Raw genomic sequence first — 21,999 nt, forward strand, 5'->3', positions numbered from 1 at the left:
GCCATGAACGAGCCGTACGAATTCGACCTGCCCGGCGAGAGCACCGCCGTCCTCGTCATCGACATGCAGAACGACTTCTGCGCACCCGAGGGCTTCTTCGCGGGCGTCGGGGCCGACATCTCGCCGTGCATCGCCGTCATCCCGGCGGTGCGGCGGATCGTCGACACCGCGCACGAGGTCGCCGTGCCCGTGATCTACACCCGGATGTCCAACACCCCCGAGACGATGCTGCCCCAGCAGCACAGGATCAAACCGCGCCGGGATCGACGGGCGGCCCGGACGGCCGTCTGCGTCACCGGCTCATGGGGTGCCGAGATCGTCGACGAGCTCGCCCCCGCCGCCGAGGAGCTGGTGATCGACAAGCACCAGTACAGTGCCTTCTTCCAGACCGAACTCGAGACGACCCTGCGGGATCGGGGCATCGACACCCTCGTCGTCACCGGCGCCACCACCAACGCCTGTGTGGACTCCACGATCCGCGACGCCTACTTCCGCGGCTTCGACGTGGTGCTCGTGGCGGATGCCGTCGGCTGCTACGAGCAGTCGATCCACGACGCCCTCGTCGAGAACACCGACATCCTGTTCGGCGCCGCCACGACCGCGGACTACACGGTCGGCCGTCTGCTCGCCCGCACGGTGACCGCATGAGCGGCGTGCTCAGCAACGCGGCCGACCGTGCCAGGGTCGAGGCCTTCGTGCAGCAGATGGACCTCAACCTCAAACTCGTCGGCGCCGAGACCATGGCGCGCAAGAACGTCTTCGTGCGGGCCGCCCGATACAGCCTGTTCACACGCTCGGACTACTCCGAGATGACCCGCCTGATCGCCGGGCTCGAGAGCTACCGGCACTGGCCGGCGCATTTCGCCGCGGAGGCGGAGCGAGAGATCGAGCGGGCCGAGCAGGACGAGGCGGCCGGTCACCTCCGCACGGCGGCCGGACGGTATCAACGCGCGGCCGGCCTCTACCACGCCGCCCAGATCAACCTGCTCTCGCACAATCCGCTCAAAGGCGAGCTGCAGGCCAAGGTCAGCGCCACCTACCGGCGGGGCTCGGCGAACTTCCGCTGGCCGGCCGAGCACCTCGTCCTGCCGACATCCGCTGGCGAAGCCCACGGGATCCTGCGCACACCCGAGGGCCCCGGTCCGTGGCCCTGCGTCGTGATGCTGAACGGCGCGAACTCGCTGAAGGAGGAGGTGCACTACTTCGCCGACCACCTCCTCGAGCGAGGCATGGCGGTCTTCGTGCTCGAGTGCCCCGGGCAGGGCGAGGCGGGCCTCGTCCGCGGTGGCAGGCCTCTGCGCGTCGAGGAGTACGACGTCGCGATCACCGCCGCGATCGATCTGCTCGGCACGCGTGCGGACATCGACGGCGACGCGCTCGCTCTGTGGGGCCTGAGCTGGGGCGGATTCCTGGCGCTGCGGGCGCTGAGCGACTTCCCGCAGTTCCGAGCCGGCGTCTCGCTCGGCGGCTTCTTCGACCTGCGCAAGATCCCGCAGCTCAGCCCCTGGCTGCTCGAGGAGTTCTGCACCCTTCTGGGTTTCGGCTCCTTCGCCGACGTGACCGCATACGTGCAGGAGAACTGCTCCCTCGCCGGCCGGGTCGAACGGATCGAGCAGCCCTACCTCGTTGTGCACGGCGGCCTCGATGACCTGCTCGACGTCCCCGAGGCCGAGGAGATGGCGGGCGGTCGCCGCGGCGAGCTCTGGAACTATCCCGACGGCGTCCACTGCTGCTACAACATCGGGCCGGAGGTGGGACCGCGGATGGCCGACTGGCTGGCCGACCGGCTCGTGGGGGGCGGCATCCGATGACCGCGCTCGATCTCGCGATCGTCGGCGGCACGATCGTCGACCCCGTTCTCGGCCGCTTCGAGGGCACGGTCGGCATCGCAGACGGCAGGATCGCGCTGCTCGCGGAGCCGGGCCGGACGGTCGACGCGCGCCGCACCCTCGACGCGGCCGGCCGGCTGGTGCTGCCGGGAATCATCGATCCGCATGTCCACTTCGGGGTGAAGGCCCCGTTCGAGGGCGAGGTCGAGAGCGAGACGCGGGCGGCCCTGCTCGGCGGGGTGACCACGGCGGGCATCTACCTGCGTCAGGCGGCGAGCTATCTCCCCGATCTCCCGCACATCGTCGAGACCGTCGAGACGCGCTCATCGATCGATCTCTTCGCCCACGCCACGATCGTGACGGCCCAGCACGTAGAGGAGATCGGCCGGTACGCCCGCGAGTGGGGGATCACCTCGTTCAAGGCCTACCTGATGGGCGACTTCATCGAGAACATCCCCGACGACCGGCTCGTGGCAGCCATGCGCGAGGTCGCCGCCCTCGGCGGGTCGGGTGTGATGGCCATCCACGCCGAGAACCCCGAGCTGGTGCAGACGGCCACGGATGCCGCGGACCGATCGGGCAACTCGCTGCGCGACTGGCACCTCGCCCGCCCCGATCTGGCGGAAGCCGAGGCGGTCAACCGGGTCGCCTTCTTCTCACGGGCGACCGGCGCGCGGGTCTACATCGTGCACCTCACCTCCGCCGACGGCCTGGAGTCGGTGCGAGCCGCCCGGGCGGCGGGAACCGACATCGTGGCCGAGACGACCACGATGGCCCTGACCCTCGACGAGGAGAACCCGGTGCAGGTGCTCAACAAGCGCTACCCGCCGCTGCGGGCGCCGCAGGATCGGGAGGCGCTCTGGCGCGGACTGATCGACGGCGAGATCGACACGGTCGGCACCGACAACGTGACCTCGACCCGTGCGGAGAACCGCGCCGACGGCAGCATCTGGGATGCCGGCGGCGGCTTCAGCGCCCTGTCGACGCACTTCCCCGCCCTCTTCACCGAATCGCTCGACCGCGGTGTTCCGGTGGAGCAGTGGCTCCGCCATCTCACGGCCGACGTGGCGAAGACCTATGGCCTCTACCCCCGGAAAGGCTCCCTGCAGCTCTCCGCCGACGCCGATGTGCTCGTCGTCGACCCGGTGACGCGCAGGGCGCCCGACATGGCCGCCTCTCCGGCCCGTGGGGACTGGAGCCCGTATGACGACCGCGAACTCACCGGATGGCCCGTCGCGGTCGTGCGGGCGGGCGAGCTCGTCGTCGACGACGGGCGCCTGGTGTCGGAGACCCCCGCGGGAGGTCACTACCTCCGGCGCACTCCGCCGTCATCCGAATGATCAGTGCCACCCCATCAGTACCGCTCATGCACCATCGACAGCACCGCACCATCGACAGCACCGCAAGAAAGGACTGAAGTCATGAACAGAAGCTCGTCCACGAGGCCGCCGCGAGGCCGCCGCGTGATCACCCGGATGATCGGGTTGGGGGCCGTCGCGCTCCTCGGCGTCGCGCTCACCGCCTGCTCGTCCGACGCATCCCCGGCGGCCAGCGGCAGCGCGGAGGCCACCGGGCCCGCCACGCCGGTGACGCTCCAGCTCGACTGGATCCCGTTCGGCCGGCACGCCCCGTTCTACGTCGCCAAGGCCCTCGGATACTACGAGGATGCCGGAGTCGACGTCACCCTGGTGCAGGGCTCCGGGGTCGCGGCCGGCTACCAGGCGCTCGCCGCAGACCAGGCAGACATGGTGTTCAACGACCTGAGCGACATCGTGAGCGCCTCGCAGGAGCAGGGCGACGACCTCATCGCCACGGCGGTGTTCTACTCGGTGGCGCCGCACTCGGTGTTCTTCCTGAAGAGCTCGGGCATCACCTCGCCGAAAGACCTCGAGGGCAAGACCATCGCGTACTCCGCCGGTCAGTCGCCCTACCAGCTGTTCCCGCTCTTCGCCGAGGCCAACGGCATCGATGCGAGCACGATCAACTGGCAGCAGGTCGCGCCGCAGTCGCTGAACCAGACCTTCCTGAGCGGCCAGGCTGATGCGATGGTCACCTACGTGCTCACCGACCCGGTGCTCCAGGGCGCCGCACCCCAGGGCGAGGAGGTCGAGCACTTCACCTTCGGCGAGATGGGCGTCGACCTCCTGAACAACGGCCTGATCACCAAGAAGTCCTATCTGGACGAGAACCCCGATGTCGTGAAGGCGGTCACCCAGGCGACGGTCAAGGGCTACGAATACGCGTTCGAGCACCCGGAGGAGGCGGTGGACCTCATGATGAAGGAGGTGCCGACCCTGAACCGTGACGACGCCATCAAGGAGATCGCCCTGATCAAGGGCATCGTGCAGCTCCCCGGATCGACCGAGCCCATCGGCTACATCGATCCCACCGAGATGGCCGACACCGTCGCCACCATGTCGACGTTCGACGGGATCTCGCCCGCGCCCGACCCGACGAAGTACTACACGAACGAGTTCGTCCAGTGAGCAGCGCCCCCGGTGAAGCGGTCCGGGTGATGTCGGAGCGCCTGAGCACCCCGATCGGGAACTTCGTGCACGCCGTGGAGGTGCCGGCCGGATCGGGCCTGCTCTACCTCTCGGGCATGACCAGCCGCGCGGGGGACGGCTCCGTGATGCACGTCGGCGACGCCGGCGCGCAGACCCGTCGCATTCTGCAGAACATGCAGACCCTGCTCGGCGAACGGGGACTCGATCTCGGGCACGTGGTCAAGGTCGTGGTCTACGTCAGCGACATGTCCGACCTCGACGCGGTGCACGCGGTTCGGCGGGAGTTCTTCGTCGACGCGATGCCCGCATCGACCCTCGTCGAGGTATCGGCGTTCGTGCATCCCGACATGTGCGTCGAGATCGACTCGGTCGCCTACATCCCGTCGGCGGCATAGGCGCATCGGGCGCTACGAAACCAATCGAAAGGAAGACAGTACCGTGAGATTCGTCTCGTACCGGAGGGCCGGCGCACTCGGAACCGGAGTGCTCGAAGGAGACTCCTTGGCCGTGCTGGGAGCGCCGACCATACGGGAGCTCCTCGTCCGCCGCCCCGACGGGAAGACCCTGATCGAGCACGCCGACAGCCTCCGCACCGGGGAAGTCGTCGCGAGCGACGGGGTGACGCTCCTGTCTCCGGCGCCGAATCCCGGACGCAACATCTTCGCCGTGGGCTGGAACTACACGGACCACTTCGAAGAAGGTGCTCGGGCACGCAGCGCCGAGGTCGCGCTGCCCGAGCACCCCACCTTCTTCACCAAGGCACCGCAGAGCATCGTCGGGCCGGACGATCCGATCATGATCGACTCCGAGATCACCAGCAGCTGGGACTACGAGGCCGAGATCGCGATCGTGCTCGGCTCCGGTGGACGGGGCATCCCGCGGGAGAGCGCCGAGGCGGCCATCGCCGGTTTCGCGCTGGCCAACGACGTGACCGCCCGGGCCATGCAGCGCCGTCACGGCGGGCAGTGGTTCAAAGGCAAGAGCATCGACCGCTCCTGCCCGATCGGGCCGGTTCTGGTCACCCCGGATGAGCTGCCGGGCGGCCGGCCGGGTCGATTCGGGCTGTCGGTCAACGGCCGGCTGCTGCAGTCGGCGAGTGTGGATGACATGTACTTCGACTTCGCCCAGATCATCGCGGAGCTCTCGATCGGCATGACGCTGTACCCCGGTGACGTCATCCTGACCGGCACCCCGTCCGGCGTCGGCTACGTGCGCACGCCGGCGGTGTGGCTCGCCGACGGCGACGAGGTCGTTGTCAGCAGCCCGGAACTCGGCGAACTGCGCAACCGTGTTGTCGACCTGGCCCGGGTGACGGTGTGAGTCTCGACCTCGTGGTGCGCGGCGGCCGCGTGCTCCTGGACTCGGGCGACCTGGTCGCGGCGGACGTCGGCATCCAGGGCGGCCGTATCGTCGCTCTCGGCGTCGACCTCGTCGACGAGGCGGACGAGGTGGTGGATGCGCGCGGCCGCTTCGTGTTGCCCGGAGCGGTCGACCCGCACGTCCACTTCGGCAACACGATGCCCTTCGCCGACGAGATGGCGCTCGACACCGGTTCTGCCCTGCTGGGCGGGGTCACCACGATCGGCTGCTTCCTCCGCAGCACCGTTCCGTACTCCCCGGAACTCGGCGCCCTCGTCGCCGCGGTCCGGGAACGCTCGCAGGTCGACGTCTTCTTCCACCTCCAGGTCTTCGGCCAGGAGCAGATCGACGACCTGGAGACCTGTGCGCGCGAGTTCGGCATCGACTCGTTCAAGTTCTACCTCTCCGGCATCCCGGGCATCGTGGGGTCGGTGGATGAGGCGACCCTCCTGGCGGGCATGCGCGAGGCGAGACGGATCAGCAGCTCGGCGGTGGTCGCCGTGCACTGCGAGAACGCGGCCCTCATCGCGGCCGCTCGGAGCGGGGAGGCTCGGAGCGACGACGAGCCTGCGCTGGTCGCCTGGGAGCGCCGTCATCCGGCCCTCGCCGAGGTGGTGGCGATCGAGACCGCAGCGGCACTGGCCCAGACGGCGGGCGTGCGACTGTACGTCGTGCACATCAGCAGCGCCGACGGCATGGCGCACGTGCGCGAGCTGCAGCGTCGTGGTGTCGACGTCGTGGGCGAGACGACGAGCATCTACCTCGCCGAGCAGAGCGACTCGCCGAACGGCCTCCTGGTCAAGCAGGCCCCGCCGATCCGGGATGCCGCGAACCGACGGGCGCTCTGGCAGGGTGTCCGCGACGGCACGGTCAGCACGATCGGCACCGACAACACGGCGCGCTCGCTGTCGTCGAAGAACCCGGATGGTGGATTGGACGGCTCCAAGCCGGGGCTTCCGATGCTCGGCGCCCACGTCGCGGCCGTGCTGCACACCGGGGTGCACGAGCAGGGGCTGCCGCTCGCCGAGGTCTGGCACCGCCTCTCGCGCGGACCCGCGGAGGTGTTCGGGCTGTACCCGCGCAAGGGCAGCACGAATCTCGGCGCCGACGCCGACCTGGTGCTCGTCGACCTCGACGAGCACCGCGTGGTCGACCCCGCGCAGCTCGGGTCGTTCGCCGATTTCAGCCCCCTCCAGGGGCGGACGTTGCGCGGCTGGCCCACGACGACGATCAAGGGCGGCATGGTGGTCGCCGCCGACGGTGTCCTGACCGGCCGGGCTCGCGGGGCTTACCTGCGTCGCGAGCTGTCCCGGGAGGGACGATGAGCGACGCCTTCGAGATCGTCGAGCTCTCACCGCACGTGAGAGCCGCCATCGGTGCCAACGGGGCGTCCAACGCCGCGTTCATTCAGACCGCGGACGGCGTGATCGTCGTCGATTCGTTGTCGAGTATCGCGGCTGCTTCAGCGCTGCGGGACGAGGTCCTCGACTCCGGCCAGAGCGTGATCGCGGTCGTGCTGACACACCACCATGCCGACCACTGGGCCGGCCTGGACGTCTGGGGCGATGTTCCCGTGCTCGCGCACACCAATGCGGTCAAGATCCTGCAGGCCGTCAGCGTCGAGTACGGAGTGAGGACCGGTGAGGTGCTGCCGTTCCCCGCGCTGCTGAGACTCTGGGTCGGTCGCGCCGCGGCAGACCTGCTCGGGGTCGACAGCACGAATGGCATCGTGACCCGGCTGAAGTCCCTTGCCGCCCGGGAGCCCGTGCGGCTTCCCGCCGTCCGCCCGATCGACCCCGGCACGCTCCTGGCCGACGGGCCCGTGCGGGTGAGAATCGAGTCTCTGGGCGAGGGTCATGGCGACGACGACCTCGTGGTGTCGGTCTCCGACGTCGGCCAGGACGTGCTGATTCTCGGGGATCAAGCCTTCTTCGACCGGGTGCCCGTCGTCGGAGGCCCCTATCTCGACGCGTGGATCGACCTGCTCGACGGCATCACGGCATCCGGCTCCGCCGCCATCCTGCTTCCGGGACACGGACGTCCCGGCCGTTCGACGGCTCCCCGTCGACAAGCCGCCTACCTTCGAGCCATACGGGATCAATCGGCGTCGGTGCTTCCGGATGACTGGGACGATGAGCGATCCCGAAATTGGCACGATGTGAATCGTGCTCTTCTCCGGGCTTACAAGCAGGAAGAATCCCGCACGGTCGACGAAAGCCGCGCCGAAACGACTGAGTGAACCGAGCGAGAGGACTGCACAGTTCGTGAAGGCCGCGCTCGACTCGTGAAGGCCGCGCTCGACGGCATCATCATGCGACGATGGGCACGCGATCGGCATCGAGCGCGACTCGCGCGTCCCGCCCGATTCCGTGCGCGGCGACGCACCCCTGGTCGCCTTCATCACCCCTGCCGCGCTGTCGATGAGCGCGACGAATGGCCCTTCGGCCGCTCAGTCGACGTCGAGCTCCAGGTCGAGCAGGTCGATGTCGTCGATGAGGTGATCCTTGAGGAAGGTCACCGTGCGCGCGAAGGCGAACCCGGCCGACTGCACGCTGTAGGCGCCCTCGATCGACGAGTTCGCGAACGAGTGGGTCGTGTTCGGGTAGATGTGCTCGGTGACGGGCGTCTCGTGCTCGCGCAGGCGCTCGATGAAAGCCGCCGGCTCCTGGTCGGGCGCCCAGCTGTCCTCCTCGGCGAAATGCAGCAGCACGGGCGCGGGGATGATGCCGTGCTCGTCGGACGACAGGCTCGCGTAGTAGGCGACCACGGCATCCACCGACCCGGCCTGCGCGGCGAGGAGCGCGAGCCAGCCGCCGGCCGAGAAGCCGACGAGGCCCGTGCGCGGCGAGCCGCTCTCTCGCCCCACCCGGATGACGTCGTCGAGCGTGGCGAGGGTGAACCCCAGGTCGAGGCGGTCGAGGAGCTCTTCGGCGGTGTCGTCGTCGAGCGTCGCGACCCCGTCGTAGAGGTCGGGGACGACGACGTGGAAGCCGCTCTCGGCCAGGAGCTCCGCGTACCGCAGCACTCCCTGCAGCCGCCCGTACCAGTCGTGCACGACGACGACGAGCGGATGACCGGGGATGCCGAACTCGATGGGCACGCCCGGCGAGGGGATCTGGATGACTTCACCCATTGCAACCTCCGGAGCCGTTCGAGAGCCCAGGATACCGCGCGGGCGCACGCGCGGATCAGGCCCGGCGCGATGACTGCGGGTTTCCTCGTGCGGCGGCCGTGCGAGCAAGGGCGGTGGCGGCATCCGGGCGGCTCTGGCGGCGGTGAGGATGTGCCGAGCGCGCAGATCCGGCGAGGATGCGGCGTGTTCGTCGCGTTCGGGCGGCGCGCCGCCCGAGACTGCGCGTCGGCGTCAGCAACGGGTCTGTGCCCGAGTTGCGGGCCGGGGCATCCGAGGTGCTTCCGCCGCCGGCATCCGGTGCTCGGAGTCCGTACGGTTCGCCCCTGCGGGCGTAGAGATTCCGTCAGGGCCGTTCCGGGTGCGGCGGGGTGGGCGTAGACCGGTAGGCATGTCCGACGTTCCGTTACCGAATCCGACTCCGACCGCCACGACGATCTGCTCAGGGAGCGTCGCTCGATGACGCTCACGCACATCATCCCCTCGCTGCGCCGCAGCATCCCCGAGCCGCTCGTCGCCGACCGCTGGCCCGAGCACACGGTCGCCAGCACCACCGACGTGACGATCGCGGGCGTCTCGCTCATACGTCTCGTCGAGCTCTGCGACACCCCGTGCGTGCACACGGCCGCCGCCGTCATCCCCGGAACCGGCGGGCGCCCCTCGCCCACGGCCGACATGTCCGTCGTCGTGAGCACGGTGCTGTCGGTCGAGCGCTCACCGGACGGGCTGGTCGTCGTGATCGACGCCGAACCGGGGGAGTGCGACGCGAACCTCGCCGAGACCCGCCTGCTCGGCCGCGTGTCGACCGCGAAAGGCGTGCCGGTGCGACTGAGCGGCGAGCGAGCGGATGCCGCGACAGCGGCGCGCTCGGCGGGTGTCGGTGTGGGCGCTGATGCGGGTGCCGCGGTGGGTGCCGGTGGTGTGCTGAGCGCTGGTGCTGCGCTGGGTGCGGGTTCCGGCGCTGCGCCCGGTGCTGGTGCTGCGCTGGGCGCCGGCGTTGCGCCCGGTGCCGGCGTGGCTCTCGCCGAGCTGCCCGTCGACCTCCGCCCCGGCGACCTGGTCGCCTTCCCCTGCCGCGGGGTCACCTGCCACCGCGCGATCGCGGGCCCGGCGCATCACGCCGATGCTGCTGCGATCCGGCCGGCGCTCGTCGGCGCGGCGCTCTGAGCGCGTCGAGCTTGCGGGGAGATGACGACCATCGTCTCTGAGCAACGGCGCGCGTCAGCTCGCGGGGCGGGCGATGCGCGACATCGGTGTGAGGGAGCCGGCGGCGTGCGGCAGGCGGATGACGTCGGCCTCGTCGTGAAAGCCCAGCCGGCGATAGAAGCTCAGGTTGCGCGGGTTGGACGACTGCAGATACGCGAGCTCGCCGGCATCCGCTCGTGTCAGCCAGTCGCTCACGAGCCGCGAGCCCTCGCCGCCGCCGCGGACCGCCCGCGAGCCGGCGAGCACATCGACGTAGTCGTGGGGCCTCGCCGGGTGCGTGCTGTCGATCGTCGCGAAGACCTCGCGGATCTTGTCGAGATGCTGCTGCCCGATCGCCGGCAGCAGGGCGCGCAGGGATGCCGGTACCTCCTCGGTCGGGGCCTGGCCGCCTGTCGCGGTGTCGCCGAGTACTGCGCCGCCGAGTGCTGCGCCCTCGAGCACCGTGCCGTCGCCGAGCCGCTCGGTCAGCATGACCGTGGCGCCGCTCTCGGAGGCGAACGCCTCACCGCGGGCCATCGCATCCGCCACCTTGACCGCGAAGTAGGCGTTCAGGGCGGCGAGGCGCGACTGCGGTTCGGGTGTCATCCACTGGTAGAAGGGGTCGTCGGCGAACGTCTCGGCGAACACGAGCGCGGCCTGCGCGGCCATTCCGTGCGAAATCCGTATCACGCTACGACCCTGCCACAGCCGGCCGCCGCCTGGCACGATCGGGGTGGCGCGCACCGTCGGCGCGAGGATCGTTTCGGCCCTCCGAGCATCGGTCTGCGTCATCTCGGCGGCGAGATGGCGTGCCACGAGGGCGGTGGCTCGCATACAGTTGTCGTGAGCGAGGGATGGTCGTATGACAGCAATCGACATGGAGATCGACGCCTTCCTGGCCGACTCCGCGGAGTCGGTGCAGGGCAAGATCTATGCGCTCGGCATCGGCTGGAACACGGTCTTCGCCCCGCAGTTCCCCGCCACGCACCCGCGGGTCGCGCTCGGCGTCACCGTTCACGTGCCGTACACGGCGACGAACGCCCCGCACGCGCTCACCGTGTCCCTCGTGGACGAAGACGGCACGAAGCAGATGCTGGGGCGAGCACCGAGCAGCACGGGCGAGCCGCGGCCGGTGTTCGACCTCACCGCCAACTTCAACGTCGGCCGCCCGCCCATGCTCCCCGAGGGCGACGAGCAGATCGTCGCGATGGCGATGGTCATCGACCAGATGTCGTTCTCCCGGCCCGAGATGCTCGCCTGGGTCTTCGAGGTCGACGGTGTCGAGCTGAAGCGGCTGCCGATGCGCGTCGCGCAGCTGGCCCAGCAGCCGGGGATGCTGCGGTAGCCGCCCGGTTGTGCGAGCCCGTCGGCGCGGGCCGCGCTCGCGCAGGTGGGTCTTGCGCGGGCGGTTCGGCGAGAGATATGGAGCGGATGACGGGAATCGAACCCGCGCTATCAGCTCCCTTCCTTACCAATGTTGACCGAGCAAACCGTGAGTAAATGGCAACCAACGCCCCGTTTCGGGGGGATTGCCAATAACCGACACCGCGCTATGCTCACGGGATGACCGACCCGACGCTGGCTGCGCGCGCAAAGGGATTCTGGATGGATCTTTCCCGACGAGAGCGTGTCTTCTTCGTTACCGGCGCGTCGATCATTGTTGCGCTTCTCGCTCTCGCGATCGCAGGGTTCTCGATCGCAGCCTTCAACAACAACGTCGCGATAGGTAATGCGGACCACGCACATCGGGCAGAAGCTGAGCTCGCTGCGGCTCGCGCGTCGAACGACTCGATGCGTAGCGAGAACAGCTCGCTACGTACGAAGGTCGACGAGGCTAACGTCAAGGAAGCGGAGTTCGACAGCCGAAGTGCCGACCTCGACGAGCGAGCGGCCGCACTCGACCAGCGGGACAAGGACGTCGCCGCTCGTGAGGTTGCGGTTGGATCTGCAGAGCAGCAGCAGGCGGCGAACGAAGTGCGGAACGGCGTGCACGTCGTCGGGCAAGGGGTCTCCGCTGGCGTCTATGTCACAGACGGGCCCAGCGGAACGAACTCGGCAGGTTGCTACTACGCGTGGAAGTCCGGCACGGGGAGCGATGCTGACATCGTCGACAACAACATCGTGGATGGCGCTGCCACTGTGACCCTCGCTGACGGGGATGTGTTCGAATCGAACTCCTGCCAAGTGTGGAGGAAGGTCGGCTGATGACTCGCAGCAATCCCTACGAGCGTGCCCTCGTCGTCATCACATCGATCGCCGGAGGCTTCGGGCTGATCCTTACCATTGTCGGCTTTCGTCAGCAGCAACCGCTGCCCTCGCTGCGCTCGGGCTGATTCTCCTCACTGCAGGGATACTTGCGCTCTTTACGTTCCTGGCGGTCGCGGCCGTCAACTATGAGCGGCGTTCCGACTAGCTGAGAGCCCACGTTCACAAAACAGCGAGTAAATAGCAGAGCTTCCGCGAGCGGGTGGGAGCTGTGGAGCGGATGACGGGAATCGAACCCGCGCTATCAGCTTGGGAAGCTGAAGTTCTACCATTGAACTACATCCGCGCGCCACGAGAAGTGGACCCCGCCATCCTAGCAAGCCGCGTCGGCGGCACGGAAAGTGCCGGGGCATCCCGTCTGCGCTGCCGGCCTGCCGTGGGGCATCCTGCCCACTAAACTGGCCGCGTGCTGCTTTCGGATCGTGACATCAAAGCCGAGCTCGACGCGGGCAGGATCGGCCTCGAGCCGTATGATCCGCAGATGATCCAGCCGTCGAGCATCGATGTGAGGCTCGACCGGTTCTTCCGGCTCTTCGACAACCACAAGTATCCGGTCATCGACCCGGCGCAAGACCAGCCCGAGCTCACCCGTCTCATCGAGGCGAAGCCGAGCGAGCCGTTCGTGCTGCACCCCGGAGAGTTCGTGCTCGGCTCCACCTACGAGCTGGTCTCGCTGCCCGACGACGTGGCCGCCCGCCTCGAGGGCAAGAGCTCGCTCGGACGCCTCGGACTGCTCACCCACTCGACCGCTGGCTTCATCGACCCCGGCTTCACCGGCCACGTGACGCTCGAGCTCAGCAACGTGGCGACCCTGCCGATCCTGCTCTGGCCGGGCATGAAGATCGGGCAGATGTGCTTCTTCCGTCTGAGCTCACCGGCCGAGAAGCCGTACGGCTCGGCCGAGTACAGCTCGCGGTATCAGGGGCAGCGCGGGCCGACGGCATCCCGCTCGTTCCAGAACTTCCACCGCACGGATGTCGGCGCCGACGCGATCGGCAGCACCGAACTCTAGCTCCCGCCCTTCGCCGAGCGCGGGGTTGTTTGCGAGCGACGAGCGCCGAAGGGCCGCGGTCGCGAAGAAGGCCGCGCTCGGCGAGATGGGGAGGCCGCGCCTCAGCGGGTGGCGGCGAGGGGCAGCAGCTGCGGCAGCTGCAGCGTCAGCCACGGGCTGAACGCCCACGGCGCCGCGGTTACGGCGGCGAGCATCGCCTGCGGATCGGCCCATGTCCACTCCACGACCTCGGAGGGGTTGGGCTGCGGGTCGGCGACCGCGCGCGCGATGTAGACGGGGCAGATCTCGTTCTCCACGATCCCGGATGCGTCGACCGCCCGATAGCGGAAGTCGGGCAGCACGAGCTCCAGATCGACGAGCTCCATGCCGAGCTCGGCATGGGCTCGCCGGGCGACGGCGTCGCGCGGCTTCTCACCGGGGGACGGATGCCCGCAGAACGAGTTGGTCCACACGCCCGGCCAGGTCAGCTTGCCGAGCGCTCGACGGGTGACGAGGATGCGGCCGGCCTCGTCGAAGACATGACAGGAGAAGGCCAGGTGCAGCGGCGTATCCGTCGTGTGCACGGTCGCCTTGTCTGCGACCCCGATCGGTTCGCCGGCGGGGTCGAGCAGAACGACGGCTTCTGTTGCGGGCGTCATCCACCCATTCTCGTGCACCCTCCCCTCGGCGGGCGAATGCGGCGGGCGAATGCGGCGGGCGGATGCGGCAGGCGGGAGCGGGCGGGCGGATGCGGCGGCGGATGCGGCGGGCGGATGCCACAGAGGGGAACGGCAGGCGGATGCGGCAGGCGAATGCGGCAGGCGGATGCGGCGGGCGGGAGCAGCAGGCGGGAGCGACCGGCGAGTGAGCCGAACGCGGCGAGCGAATGCCGCGAGCGAATGCCGCGAGCGAATGCCGCGAGCGACGGCGACGGCACGGCGAGCAACCGTGGAGAGAACCACGGATGCCACTCGCCCGACTCCGCCCGACCCCGGGCCCTGCTCCGCCCCGTCCCCGACTCCGCCCGACCCCGCCCGATTCCCGGCTCTGCCCCGCCCTGCCCCTTGCTCTGCCCCGCCCTGCCCCGACTCTGCCCGACTCCGCCCCCATCCCCGCCCCGCCCCGACCCCCATCCCCATCCCCGCCCCGACCCGACCCCCATCCCCGCCCCCGCCCCGAAACCGCCCGCACCTCCCGTGCCCATTCCGATCCCGGTGATGTACTATCAAATGATCAAACGATTGCGCACCCGAGAACAACACCGTTTTCCACGGTGGGGACCAGCCGCACGGCACGCATGACTTTTCATTCGCAGCAGATTGGAGGAGCGATGACCGACGAGTTCGTCCGTCCGCTCGACGGCATCCTCGTACTCGACTTCAGCCAGTTCCTGGCCGGGCCGGTCGCGGCGATGCGGCTGGCCGATCTCGGTGCCCGCGTGATCAAGATCGAGCGACCCGGAACCGGCGACATCGGCCGGACCCTCGCCTTCGCCGGCCGCACCGCCGACGGCGACACGGTCTCCTTCCACGCGATGAACCGCAACAAGGAGGGCATCACGGCCGACCTCAAGAACCCCGACGACCTCGCCCGCGTGCGCGAGCTCGTCGTGAAGGCCGACGTGATCATCCAGAACTTCCGGCCCGGTGTTATGGAGCGCATCGGCCTCGACTACGAGTCGGTGCGGGCGATCAACCCGCGCATCGTCTACGGGAGCGCGAGTGGCTACGGCGACGAGGGCCCGTGGAAGGACCGCCCGGGGCAAGACCTGCTCGCCCAGTCGATCTCGGGCCTGCCCTGGCTGAGCGGCTCGCGCGACGACGGCCCCGTTCCGGTCGGCCTCTCCATCGCCGACCACCTCACGAGCTGCCACATCGCCGAGGGCGTCACGGCCCTGCTCTTCCGCCGTGAGCGCACGGGTCTCGGCGGTCACGCCCAGACGAGCCTGCTCGAGTCGACCCTCGACCTGCAGTTCGAGCTGCTCAGCACCCACCTCAACGACAGCACGGTGACCGTTCAGCGCAACGGCAAGCACTCGGCGCACGCCTTCCTCTCGGCCCCCTACGGCACCTACCCCACGAGCGACGGCTACCTGGCGCTCGCGATGAACCCGATCCCCACGATCGGCCGGCTCCTCGGGCTGTCCGAGCTCGAGCAGCTGACCGACCCCGAGTCGTGGTGGAACGAGCAGGAGAAGATCGAGGCCCTGCTGGCGAGCCACTTCGCCCTGAACACGACGCAGTACTGGCTCGACATCCTCGACGCGGCCGACGTCTGGTGCGCCCCCGTGCTCACCCTCGAGGAGCTCGTGGCGCACGAGGGCTTCGAAGCACTGCGGATGACGCAGACCGTCGTCCGCGACTCCGGTCACACCGATGACGGCCAGACGCTGAGCCTCTCCACGACGCGCAGCCCGATCCGCATCGACGGACGCATCCTCACGAGCGACAAGCCCGCGCCGAAGCTCGGACAGCACAACGCCCTCGTCGATGCCGAGTTCTTCTCGCCCGTCGAGGCCTGAGCCCGCCACCGCCCGATCGGCGCCCGACCGGCCCCGCCCGAACATCCCCCGCCCGAACACCCCGCCACCCGGCATCCCGCCACCCGGCCCGAGAGAAGAACACAACGATCATGACGACCGTCCTCAGAGGAATCACCTGGGAGCACTCGCGCGGCTACGACTGCATGGTCGCCTCCGCCGCCCGTTACGCGCAGCTCGTGCCCGACGTCGAGGTGCGCTGGGAGTTCCGCTCCCTGCAGGCCTTCGCCGACGCGCCCATCGACGCGCTCGCCGCCGACTACGACCTGCTCGTCATCGACCACCCGCACATCCCGCTCGCCGCCGAGGAGGGGCTCTTCGCCCGGCTCGACGGCGTGGGCTTCGACGATCAGCTCGAGACCCTCGCGACGCAGTCGGTGGGCCGCTCGCACGAGAGCTATGCCCACAACGGCCACCAGTACGGGCTCGCGAGCGACGCCGCCGCCCAGGTCGCCGTCTACCGGCCCGACCTCATCGCCGAGCCGCCGCGGGATTGGGCCGCCGTGCTCGAGCTCGCGCGCGACGGCCTCGTGCTCTGGCCTGCGAAGCCCATCGACGCCTACTCGAGCCTCGTGACGATCGCGGGCGTGCACGGGCACGGTGCCAACGCCGAGCCCGGCGTCTTCCTGCCGGCGGATGCCGCGGAGCAGGCGCTCGGGATCATGCACGAGCTCGCCGCCCTCGTGCCGCCGAGCAACCTCGCGTTCAACCCGATCCAGGTCGCCGAGGCCCTCAGCACCGAGAACCGCTGGGCCTACGCGCCGCTCGCCTTCGGCTACACGAACTACTCGCGCCCCGGCTTCCGGCCCGGTCGCCTGGCCTACACCGACATCCCGGCGGGCCCGGCCGGGGTGAGCGGCTCGCTGCTCGGCGGCGCCGGCATCGCCGTCTCCGCACGCTCGGCCGAGCTCGACGCCGCGCGCGCCTTCGCCTTCTGGGTCTCGTCGGCCGAGGTGCAGAAGACGGTCTACTACGACGGCGGCGGCCAGCCCGGCAACGCCGTGGCGTGGGAGGACGACCGCCTCAACGACGACACCCTCGGCTTCTTCCGCAACACGAGGGCGACGCTCGAGGGCGCTTACCTGCGCCCCCGCCTCGCGGGCTACATCGAGTTCCAGGATCTCGTCTCGCCGTGGGTGACCGAGGCGCTGCGGGGCGAGCTGAGCGACGCGGAACTGATCACACGGTTGAACGACGCGGCCGCGCGGCTGCTGACGGGGGAGTGACATGCAGACCATCGATCGCTGGTTCGACGACTACGAGCTCGGGGAGAAGCGCTCCACGGTGGGGCGCACGATCACCGAGACCGACATCGTCGTGCACGCCGGCCAGACCGGGGACTTCTTCCCGCACCACATGGATGCCGCGTGGGCGGCCACCCAGCCCTTCGGCCAGCGCATCGCGCACGGAACGCTCATCCTCTCGATCGCGGTGGGCATGACGGCATCCGACATCAACCCGCAGGCGATGAGCTACGGCTACGACCGCATCCGCTTCATCAAGCCGGTCTTCATCGGCGACACGATCACGGTCACCGCCGAAATAACAGAGAAGACCGACCACGCCAAACGGCCCGAGCAGTACGGCTACGTTCACGAGCTGGTCACCGTGACGAACCAGCACGAGGAGACCGTGCTCGTTCTCACCCATCTCTATCTCACCAATAAAAGGGACACCACCCCCGTACACTGATGCAATGGCAACCCTGAGCGATGTCGCGAAGCGTGCCGGGGTCTCGATTTCGGCGGCGTCGCGAGTACTGAGCGACGCACCGGCGACGCGTGTGAGCGATGAGACCCGTCAGCGCATCCACGCCGCCGCGAAGGAGCTCGACTACCGCCCCAACTTCGCCGGGCGTGCGCTCAAGTTCGCGCGGTCCAACGCGCTCGCGCTCATCGTTCCCGATCTCACGAACGCGATCTTCACCGAGCTCATGGAGGGTGTCGAGGAGGAGGCCCTCGAGCGCGACTACATGGTCCTGCTGGGCCGCGCCGAAGACATGCAGCCCGGGGGAGAGGCGATCGACAAGCTCATCGGCGAGGGGCGGGTCGACGGCATCCTCGTGCAGCTGAGCGATCACGTGACGCCGGCCGAGGTCGAGCGCCTGCTCGAGGTGCGCGCTCCCGTGATCTTCATCAACTCGGTCGAGCCCAATCACGTGGGGGCGGTGACCCTGCAGGATGACGCGGGCGCACGCCTGGCGACCGAGCACCTCATCGGGCTGGGCCACGCCCGCATCGGCTTCGTCGGCGGTGTTCCGAGCAGCTACACGGCGGGGCGTCGTGCGGCAGGCTTCCGCGAGGCGATGGATGCCGCGGGCCTCCCAGTCGACCCCGCGCATGTGACGGCGCTCGGCTACGAGCCGCGGGCCGGCCGCGAGGCGCTGCGCACGATCATGGCCGCCGCCGAGCCGCCCACCGCGATCTTCGTGTCGAACGTCAACGCCGCGATCGGGGTGCTCGCCGAGGCGCGGTCGATCGGCGTGCGGATTCCCGAGGACCTCTCGGTCGTGGCCATGCACGACGCCTGGACGGCGGAGAACAGCTGGCCGCCGCTCACCACGGTGAAGATGCCGCTGCGTCAGCTGGGCCGTCTCGCGGTCTCGCAGATCGTCAGCCGCCTGCAGGGCGACGAGGAGCGGCGGGATGTCGTCGTGGCCTCCCCGGCCCCTCAGCTGATCGTGCGCGAGTCGGCCATCCCCCTCGGCGCGTAGCCGCCTCCACCCCGTCGGCGGAGCCGCATCTACCCCCGTCGAGGCGTAGCCGCCTCTGCGCCCGCGCGGACGGCCTCCTGCCCTGCCCTGCCCCTCCCCACCCCGGCCACGCAGCGCGCCCCAATGCAGGAGTGGTGCTTCCCAAATGCAGGAGTTGCGGAGGTCAGCCCGGATGACCGCGGGTGATTCTGCCTGATCTGGTGCCGGTCTCCTGTGTGGGGACAGCGGTAGTCCGGGGCCGGAAACCCCGCGCGTGTGACCGTAAACAACGGATCAATGGCCCGAAGCCCTGGATGATCACACGATTGCGCAGCTCACTTTCGCGGATTCATCATATGTCTGTACTCTTGTTGAGTCACGGTCGACCGTGACCGAAGGCGTGCAGAAAGGGTCGTCATGCGTACTCGTGTGCTCACGAACGGGCTCGAACTCACCGAACTCGGTGTGGGTATGGCTCAGTTCGGCAATCTCTATCGTGCGACGACCGACGAGGACTCGGTCGCCGCGGTCGACGCGGCGTGGGCCGGCGGCATCCGCTATTTCGACACGGCCCCGCACTACGGCCTGGGCCTGTCGGAGCGGCGGGCCGGGCTCGCGCTGTCGAGCCGTCCACGGGACGAGTTCGTTCTGTCGACGAAGGTGGGCCGGCTGATCGTCGACAACCCCGGCGGCGAGGGCGGTCGCGACACGGAGGGCTTCGACGTTCCCGCCGACAAACGGCGTCAATGGGATTTCAGTCGTGACGGCATCCTGCGTTCGATCGAGGAGTCGCTGACCCGGCTGGGCCTGGACCGGATCGACATCGCGTACCTGCACGATCCGGACGACTTCCGCGATCAGGCGACGGATGAGGCACTGCCGGCGCTCGTGGAGCTGCGGGATCAGGGTGTGCTGCGGGCGATCGGAGCGGGGATGAACCAGGCGGAGCTGCCTGCGCACTTCATCCGCAACAGCGACGTGGACGTGATCATGCTCGCGGGCCGGTACACGCTGCTCGAGCAGGGCGCCCTGGACGACCTGCTGCCGCTCGCGGTGGAGCGCGGGGTGGGGATCGTGGCAGCCGGGGTGTACAACTCGGGGCTGCTGTCGGCGAACCGGGTGCCGGCCGACGCGCACTACAACTACGAGCCGGCGCCGGCGGAGCTGATCGACCGGGCGAACCGGATCGCCGAGGTGTGCGAGCGGCACGGGGTGACCCTGCCGGAGGCCGCGGTGGCGTTCCCGCTGCTGCACCCCGCAGTGGTGTCGGTGGTGCTCGGCGCCCGCACGGCCGCCCAGGTCGAGAGCAACTTCGACCGCTTCGACACCCCTGTCCCGGCCCAGCTCTGGCGGGATCTGCACAGCGAAGGCCTCCTGCCCCAGGGCGCCTTCACCTCATATCTGGAGAACTGATGACCACCATTACGAGCGTCGATGTCGTCGACGTGCGCTTCCCCACGTCCCTGAGCGCGGACGGCTCCGACGCGATGAACAAAGACGCGGACTACTCCGCCGCCTACGTCGTGCTGCGCACCGACGAGCCGGGCCTCGCCGGCCACGGCTTCACCTTCACGATCGGCCGCGGCAACGACATCTGCGTGCTCGCCGCGCAGCACCGGGCCGCTCCTCTCGTCGGCCGCTCGGTCGAGCAGATCGTGGGCGATCTCGGCGGCATCTACCGCGAGCTCAAGACCGACTCGCAGCTGCGGTGGCTCGGCCCCGAGAAGGGCGTCGAGCACCTGGCGATGGCCGCGGTCATGAACGCGGTGTGGGATCTGGCGGCTCGTCGTGCGGGCAAGCCGTTGTGGCGTCTGCTGGCGGAGATGAGCCCGGAGGAGCTCGTGGATGTCGCGGACCTGAAGTACCTCTCCGATGTCCTCACCCGTGACGAGGCGGTGGGCATGCTCGAGGAGATGGCACCGACGCGCGCCGCCCGGATCGCCGAGCTCGAGTCATCCGGCTACCCCTGCTACACGACGAGCGCGGGCTGGCTGGGCTATTCGGACGAGAAGCTGCGCCGCCTGTGCCAGGAGGCCGTGGATGCCGGCTACAAGCACATCAAGCTCAAGGTCGGCGGCGACCTGGAGGACGACATCCGCCGGCTGGGCATCGCGCGCGAGGTGATCGGCTGGGATGCGAACCTCATGATCGACGCGAACCAGGTGTGGGATGTGCCGGAGGCCATCGAGTGGGTGGGCCGGCTCGCCGAGTTCAAGCCGCTGTGGATCGAGGAGCCCACGAGCCCGGACGACGTGCTGGGGCACGCCGCGATCCGGGAAGCCGTGGCGCCGATCGGGGTGGCCACGGGTGAGCACGGTATGAACCGGGTGCTGTTCAAGCAGATGTTCCAGGCGGGGGCGATCGACTTCTGCCAGCTGGACTCGGCCCGCCTGGCGAGCATCAACGAGATCCTGGCCGTGTACCTGATGGCGAAGAAGTTCGGGGTTCCCGTGTGCCCGCACGCCGGTGGTGTGGGCCTGTGCGAGCTCGTGCAGCACCTCTCGGTCTTCGACTACGTGGCCGTCTCCGGCTCGCTCGAGGGCCGGGTGACCGAGTTCGTCGACCACCTGCACGAGCACTTCGTCGACCCGTGCATCGTCGAGGACGGCGCCTACCGGCTGCCCGACCAGCCCGGCTACTCCGCCGAGATGCACGAGGCCTCGATCGCCGAGTACGCGTACCCGAACGGCAGCTACTGGGCCTCGGTGGCCGTTCCGGCCTGAGCCCCGGATGCCTCGTCACCCGGCTTCGGCTGGGTGGCGAGGAAGTCCTCGACCGCGAGGAGGTGCGTGGCCATGCGCAGGCGCGCGCCGTCGGCATCCCTCGCGGTGAGGGCTCTGAGGATGGCGCGGTGCTCGGCGTGCGTCGCCCGCTCGACGCCCTCCTCGTTGATCGCCCGCCACAGCCGTGCGCGCACGGTGCGGCTGGCGAGCGCCTCGATGAGCGCCTCGAGGGCCGGGTTGCCGGCCCCGCGGGCGATCACGCGGTGGAAGGCGATGTCGGCCTCCATAACGGCCAGGTGGTCGGTGGGCTCGTCGGCGAGCACGATCGCCTCCACGCCGCTCAGCACCGCCTCGGCCTCGGCGAGCTGCTCGTCGCTCATCGAGCCCGCGGCCCTCGACGCCGCCTCGGACTCGAGCACCCGGCGCACGGATTGCAGCTGCAGGGTGCCCTCCGGGGTCTGCATGTCGACGAGGAAGGCCATCGGGGCGAGCAGCAGGCTCGCGTCGAGCGAGGTCACGTAGCTTCCGTCGCCCTGGCGGGTCTCGAGCACGCCCATGATGCACAGGGCCCGCACGCCCTCGCGCAGCGAGCCGCGGGAGACGCCCAGCTGCGTCGCGAGATCCTTCTCGACCGGGAGCCGCGCTCCGGGGCCGAGCTTGCCCGAGGTGATCATGTCTTTGATGCCGTGCACCACGACATCCGTCTGAGAGAGAGGCGGTGTGACGTCGTTCACGATGACTCCGGCGTCATCTGATTGACTGGTCATCTGACGATTTTA

23 protein-coding genes and 1 tRNA gene are annotated in these 21,999 nt (G+C 69.3%); 19 read left to right on the top strand and 5 right to left on the bottom strand.

What is annotated here, in order from left to right; translation table 11 throughout:
* Positions 1-3 precede the first annotated feature (3 nt).
* The 8 genes from CLV54_RS01925 to CLV54_RS01960 all read left to right on the top strand — a co-directional run bounded on the left by CLV54_RS01925 (position 4) and on the right by CLV54_RS01960 (position 7,934).
* Positions 4-648, top strand: coding sequence for a cysteine hydrolase family protein (locus CLV54_RS01925; protein ID WP_100343260.1), 645 nt, complete (start codon positions 4-6; stop codon positions 646-648).
* Positions 645-1,811, top strand: a complete 1,167-nt coding sequence (locus CLV54_RS01930) for an alpha/beta hydrolase family protein (protein ID WP_100343261.1) — start codon at positions 645-647, stop codon at positions 1,809-1,811. Before CLV54_RS01925 ends, CLV54_RS01930 begins: the two co-directional genes overlap by 4 nt.
* Positions 1,808-3,169: a dihydroorotase gene (locus CLV54_RS01935; RefSeq protein ID WP_100343262.1), complete on the top strand. Its 1,362-nt coding sequence runs from the start codon at positions 1,808-1,810 to the stop codon at positions 3,167-3,169. The genes CLV54_RS01930 and CLV54_RS01935 overlap by 4 nt, the downstream gene beginning before the upstream one ends.
* Before the next feature lie 81 nt (positions 3,170-3,250).
* Entirely contained in the window at positions 3,251-4,315 is a 1,065-nt protein-coding gene (locus CLV54_RS01940; RefSeq protein WP_100343263.1) for an ABC transporter substrate-binding protein, read from the top strand.
* The gene (locus tag CLV54_RS01945; RefSeq protein WP_100343264.1) at positions 4,312-4,731 is read left to right on the top strand and encodes a RidA family protein; all 420 of its coding nucleotides are present in this window, start codon (positions 4,312-4,314) and stop codon (positions 4,729-4,731) included. The genes CLV54_RS01940 and CLV54_RS01945 overlap by 4 nt, the downstream gene beginning before the upstream one ends.
* Before the next feature lie 43 nt (positions 4,732-4,774).
* Positions 4,775-5,656 (top strand): fumarylacetoacetate hydrolase family protein, encoded by an 882-nt coding sequence (locus tag CLV54_RS01950; protein ID WP_157802766.1) that lies wholly within the window; start codon positions 4,775-4,777, stop codon positions 5,654-5,656.
* Complete coding sequence (locus CLV54_RS01955; protein WP_157802767.1) at positions 5,653-7,020, top strand: dihydroorotase; 1,368 nt, start codon at positions 5,653-5,655, stop codon at positions 7,018-7,020. Before CLV54_RS01950 ends, CLV54_RS01955 begins: the two co-directional genes overlap by 4 nt.
* Positions 7,017-7,934 (top strand): MBL fold metallo-hydrolase, encoded by a 918-nt coding sequence (locus CLV54_RS01960; protein ID WP_100343267.1) that lies wholly within the window; start codon positions 7,017-7,019, stop codon positions 7,932-7,934. Before CLV54_RS01955 ends, CLV54_RS01960 begins: the two co-directional genes overlap by 4 nt.
* A 210-nt stretch (positions 7,935-8,144) precedes the next feature.
* Here the strand turns inward: CLV54_RS01960 and CLV54_RS01965 are convergent, their stop codons facing one another.
* Complete coding sequence (locus CLV54_RS01965) at positions 8,145-8,828, bottom strand: dienelactone hydrolase family protein (RefSeq protein WP_100343268.1); 684 nt, start codon at positions 8,826-8,828, stop codon at positions 8,145-8,147.
* Positions 8,829-9,284: 456 nt separating this feature from the next.
* Here CLV54_RS01965 and CLV54_RS01970 point away from each other — a divergent pair, with 456 nt between their 5' ends.
* Entirely contained in the window at positions 9,285-9,992 is a 708-nt protein-coding gene (locus tag CLV54_RS01970) for a hypothetical protein (protein WP_100343269.1), read from the top strand.
* Between the two features lie 54 nt (positions 9,993-10,046).
* Here CLV54_RS01970 and CLV54_RS01975 read toward each other — a convergent pair whose 3' ends face one another.
* Positions 10,047-10,679, bottom strand: coding sequence for a hypothetical protein (locus tag CLV54_RS01975; protein WP_157802768.1), 633 nt, complete (start codon positions 10,677-10,679; stop codon positions 10,047-10,049).
* A gap of 193 nt (positions 10,680-10,872) precedes the next feature.
* Here CLV54_RS01975 and CLV54_RS01980 point away from each other — a divergent pair, with 193 nt between their 5' ends.
* From CLV54_RS01980 to CLV54_RS18090, 3 genes are all read left to right on the top strand, one after another.
* Complete coding sequence (locus CLV54_RS01980) at positions 10,873-11,355, top strand: DUF6941 family protein (protein WP_157802769.1); 483 nt, start codon at positions 10,873-10,875, stop codon at positions 11,353-11,355.
* Between the two features lie 218 nt (positions 11,356-11,573).
* Positions 11,574-12,215, top strand: a complete 642-nt coding sequence (locus tag CLV54_RS01985) for an Rv1352/Rv1906c domain-containing protein (RefSeq protein ID WP_100343272.1) — start codon at positions 11,574-11,576, stop codon at positions 12,213-12,215.
* Positions 12,215-12,343, top strand: a complete 129-nt coding sequence (locus CLV54_RS18090; RefSeq protein ID WP_281258141.1) for a hypothetical protein — start codon at positions 12,215-12,217, stop codon at positions 12,341-12,343. Before CLV54_RS01985 ends, CLV54_RS18090 begins: the two co-directional genes overlap by 1 nt.
* Positions 12,344-12,487: 144 nt before the next feature.
* On the opposite strand, the gene CLV54_RS01990 is transcribed toward CLV54_RS18090, so the two are convergent.
* A tRNA-Gly gene (locus tag CLV54_RS01990) sits at positions 12,488-12,561 on the bottom strand.
* A gap of 120 nt (positions 12,562-12,681) precedes the next feature.
* On the opposite strand from CLV54_RS01990, the gene dcd reads away from it, so the two are divergent.
* Positions 12,682-13,287 carry a dCTP deaminase gene (gene dcd, locus CLV54_RS01995; protein WP_100343273.1) on the top strand — a complete coding sequence of 202 codons (606 nt, stop codon included), beginning with the start codon at positions 12,682-12,684 and terminating at the stop codon, positions 13,285-13,287.
* Between the two features lie 101 nt (positions 13,288-13,388).
* Here the strand turns inward: dcd and idi are convergent, their stop codons facing one another.
* Positions 13,389-13,925, bottom strand: a complete 537-nt coding sequence (gene idi / locus CLV54_RS02000) for an isopentenyl-diphosphate Delta-isomerase (RefSeq protein WP_100343274.1) — start codon at positions 13,923-13,925, stop codon at positions 13,389-13,391.
* Positions 13,926-14,596: 671 nt separating this feature from the next.
* Here idi and CLV54_RS02005 point away from each other — a divergent pair.
* From CLV54_RS02005 to CLV54_RS02030, 6 genes are all read left to right on the top strand, one after another.
* A complete protein-coding gene (locus tag CLV54_RS02005; protein WP_100343275.1) occupies positions 14,597-15,787 on the top strand; it encodes a CaiB/BaiF CoA transferase family protein in 1,191 nt (396 codons plus the stop codon).
* A gap of 110 nt (positions 15,788-15,897) precedes the next feature.
* Positions 15,898-17,031 (top strand): extracellular solute-binding protein, encoded by a 1,134-nt coding sequence (locus CLV54_RS02010; protein WP_245861229.1) that lies wholly within the window; start codon positions 15,898-15,900, stop codon positions 17,029-17,031.
* 1 nt (position 17,032) lies between these two features.
* Entirely contained in the window at positions 17,033-17,497 is a 465-nt protein-coding gene (locus tag CLV54_RS02015) for a MaoC family dehydratase (RefSeq protein WP_100343277.1), read from the top strand.
* A 4-nt stretch (positions 17,498-17,501) separates the two neighbouring features.
* Positions 17,502-18,518 carry a LacI family DNA-binding transcriptional regulator gene (locus CLV54_RS02020; protein WP_100343278.1) on the top strand — a complete coding sequence of 339 codons (1,017 nt, stop codon included), beginning with the start codon at positions 17,502-17,504 and terminating at the stop codon, positions 18,516-18,518.
* Positions 18,519-18,914: 396 nt separating this feature from the next.
* Positions 18,915-19,910: an aldo/keto reductase gene (locus tag CLV54_RS02025; protein ID WP_100343279.1), complete on the top strand. Its 996-nt coding sequence runs from the start codon at positions 18,915-18,917 to the stop codon at positions 19,908-19,910.
* Positions 19,910-21,220, top strand: a complete 1,311-nt coding sequence (locus CLV54_RS02030) for an L-fuconate dehydratase (protein ID WP_100343280.1) — start codon at positions 19,910-19,912, stop codon at positions 21,218-21,220. The genes CLV54_RS02025 and CLV54_RS02030 overlap by 1 nt, the downstream gene beginning before the upstream one ends.
* Here CLV54_RS02030 and CLV54_RS02035 read toward each other — a convergent pair.
* Positions 21,190-21,987 carry a FadR/GntR family transcriptional regulator gene (locus CLV54_RS02035; protein ID WP_100343281.1) on the bottom strand — a complete coding sequence of 266 codons (798 nt, stop codon included), beginning with the start codon at positions 21,985-21,987 and terminating at the stop codon, positions 21,190-21,192. The two genes, CLV54_RS02030 and CLV54_RS02035, sit on opposite strands and share 31 nt — an antisense overlap.
* Positions 21,988-21,999: the final 12 nt, after the last annotated feature.

This window comes from Compostimonas suwonensis (genome assembly GCF_002797855.1).
In the GTDB taxonomy this organism is placed as follows: domain Bacteria; phylum Actinomycetota; class Actinomycetes; order Actinomycetales; family Microbacteriaceae; genus Compostimonas; species Compostimonas suwonensis.

Bases quoted from the DNA above. Each gene is read 5' to 3' on its own strand.
- CLV54_RS01925 (WP_100343260.1), top strand. From the start codon at position 4: ATGAACGAGCCGTACGAATTCGACCTGCCCGGCGAGAGCACCGCCGTC.
- CLV54_RS01930 (WP_100343261.1), top strand. From the start codon at position 645: ATGAGCGGCGTGCTCAGCAACGCGGCCGACCGTGCCAGGGTCGAGGCC.
- CLV54_RS01935 (WP_100343262.1), top strand. From the start codon at position 1,808: ATGACCGCGCTCGATCTCGCGATCGTCGGCGGCACGATCGTCGACCCC.
- CLV54_RS01940 (WP_100343263.1), top strand. From the start codon at position 3,251: ATGAACAGAAGCTCGTCCACGAGGCCGCCGCGAGGCCGCCGCGTGATC.
- CLV54_RS01960 (WP_100343267.1), top strand. From the start codon at position 7,017: ATGAGCGACGCCTTCGAGATCGTCGAGCTCTCACCGCACGTGAGAGCC.
- CLV54_RS01965 (WP_100343268.1), bottom strand. From the start codon at position 8,828: ATGGGTGAAGTCATCCAGATCCCCTCGCCGGGCGTGCCCATCGAGTTC.
- CLV54_RS01970 (WP_100343269.1), top strand. From the start codon at position 9,285: ATGACGCTCACGCACATCATCCCCTCGCTGCGCCGCAGCATCCCCGAG.
- CLV54_RS01975 (WP_157802768.1), bottom strand. From the start codon at position 10,679: ATGGCCGCGCAGGCCGCGCTCGTGTTCGCCGAGACGTTCGCCGACGAC.
- CLV54_RS01980 (WP_157802769.1), top strand. From the start codon at position 10,873: ATGACAGCAATCGACATGGAGATCGACGCCTTCCTGGCCGACTCCGCG.
- CLV54_RS01985 (WP_100343272.1), top strand. From the start codon at position 11,574: ATGACCGACCCGACGCTGGCTGCGCGCGCAAAGGGATTCTGGATGGAT.
- CLV54_RS18090 (WP_281258141.1), top strand. From the start codon at position 12,215: ATGACTCGCAGCAATCCCTACGAGCGTGCCCTCGTCGTCATCACATCG.
- idi (WP_100343274.1), bottom strand. From the start codon at position 13,925: ATGACGCCCGCAACAGAAGCCGTCGTTCTGCTCGACCCCGCCGGCGAA.
- CLV54_RS02005 (WP_100343275.1), top strand. From the start codon at position 14,597: ATGACCGACGAGTTCGTCCGTCCGCTCGACGGCATCCTCGTACTCGAC.
- CLV54_RS02010 (WP_245861229.1), top strand. From the start codon at position 15,898: ATGACGACCGTCCTCAGAGGAATCACCTGGGAGCACTCGCGCGGCTAC.
- CLV54_RS02015 (WP_100343277.1), top strand. From the start codon at position 17,033: ATGCAGACCATCGATCGCTGGTTCGACGACTACGAGCTCGGGGAGAAG.
- CLV54_RS02020 (WP_100343278.1), top strand. From the start codon at position 17,502: ATGGCAACCCTGAGCGATGTCGCGAAGCGTGCCGGGGTCTCGATTTCG.
- CLV54_RS02025 (WP_100343279.1), top strand. From the start codon at position 18,915: ATGCGTACTCGTGTGCTCACGAACGGGCTCGAACTCACCGAACTCGGT.
- CLV54_RS02030 (WP_100343280.1), top strand. From the start codon at position 19,910: ATGACCACCATTACGAGCGTCGATGTCGTCGACGTGCGCTTCCCCACG.
- CLV54_RS02035 (WP_100343281.1), bottom strand. From the start codon at position 21,987: ATGACCAGTCAATCAGATGACGCCGGAGTCATCGTGAACGACGTCACA.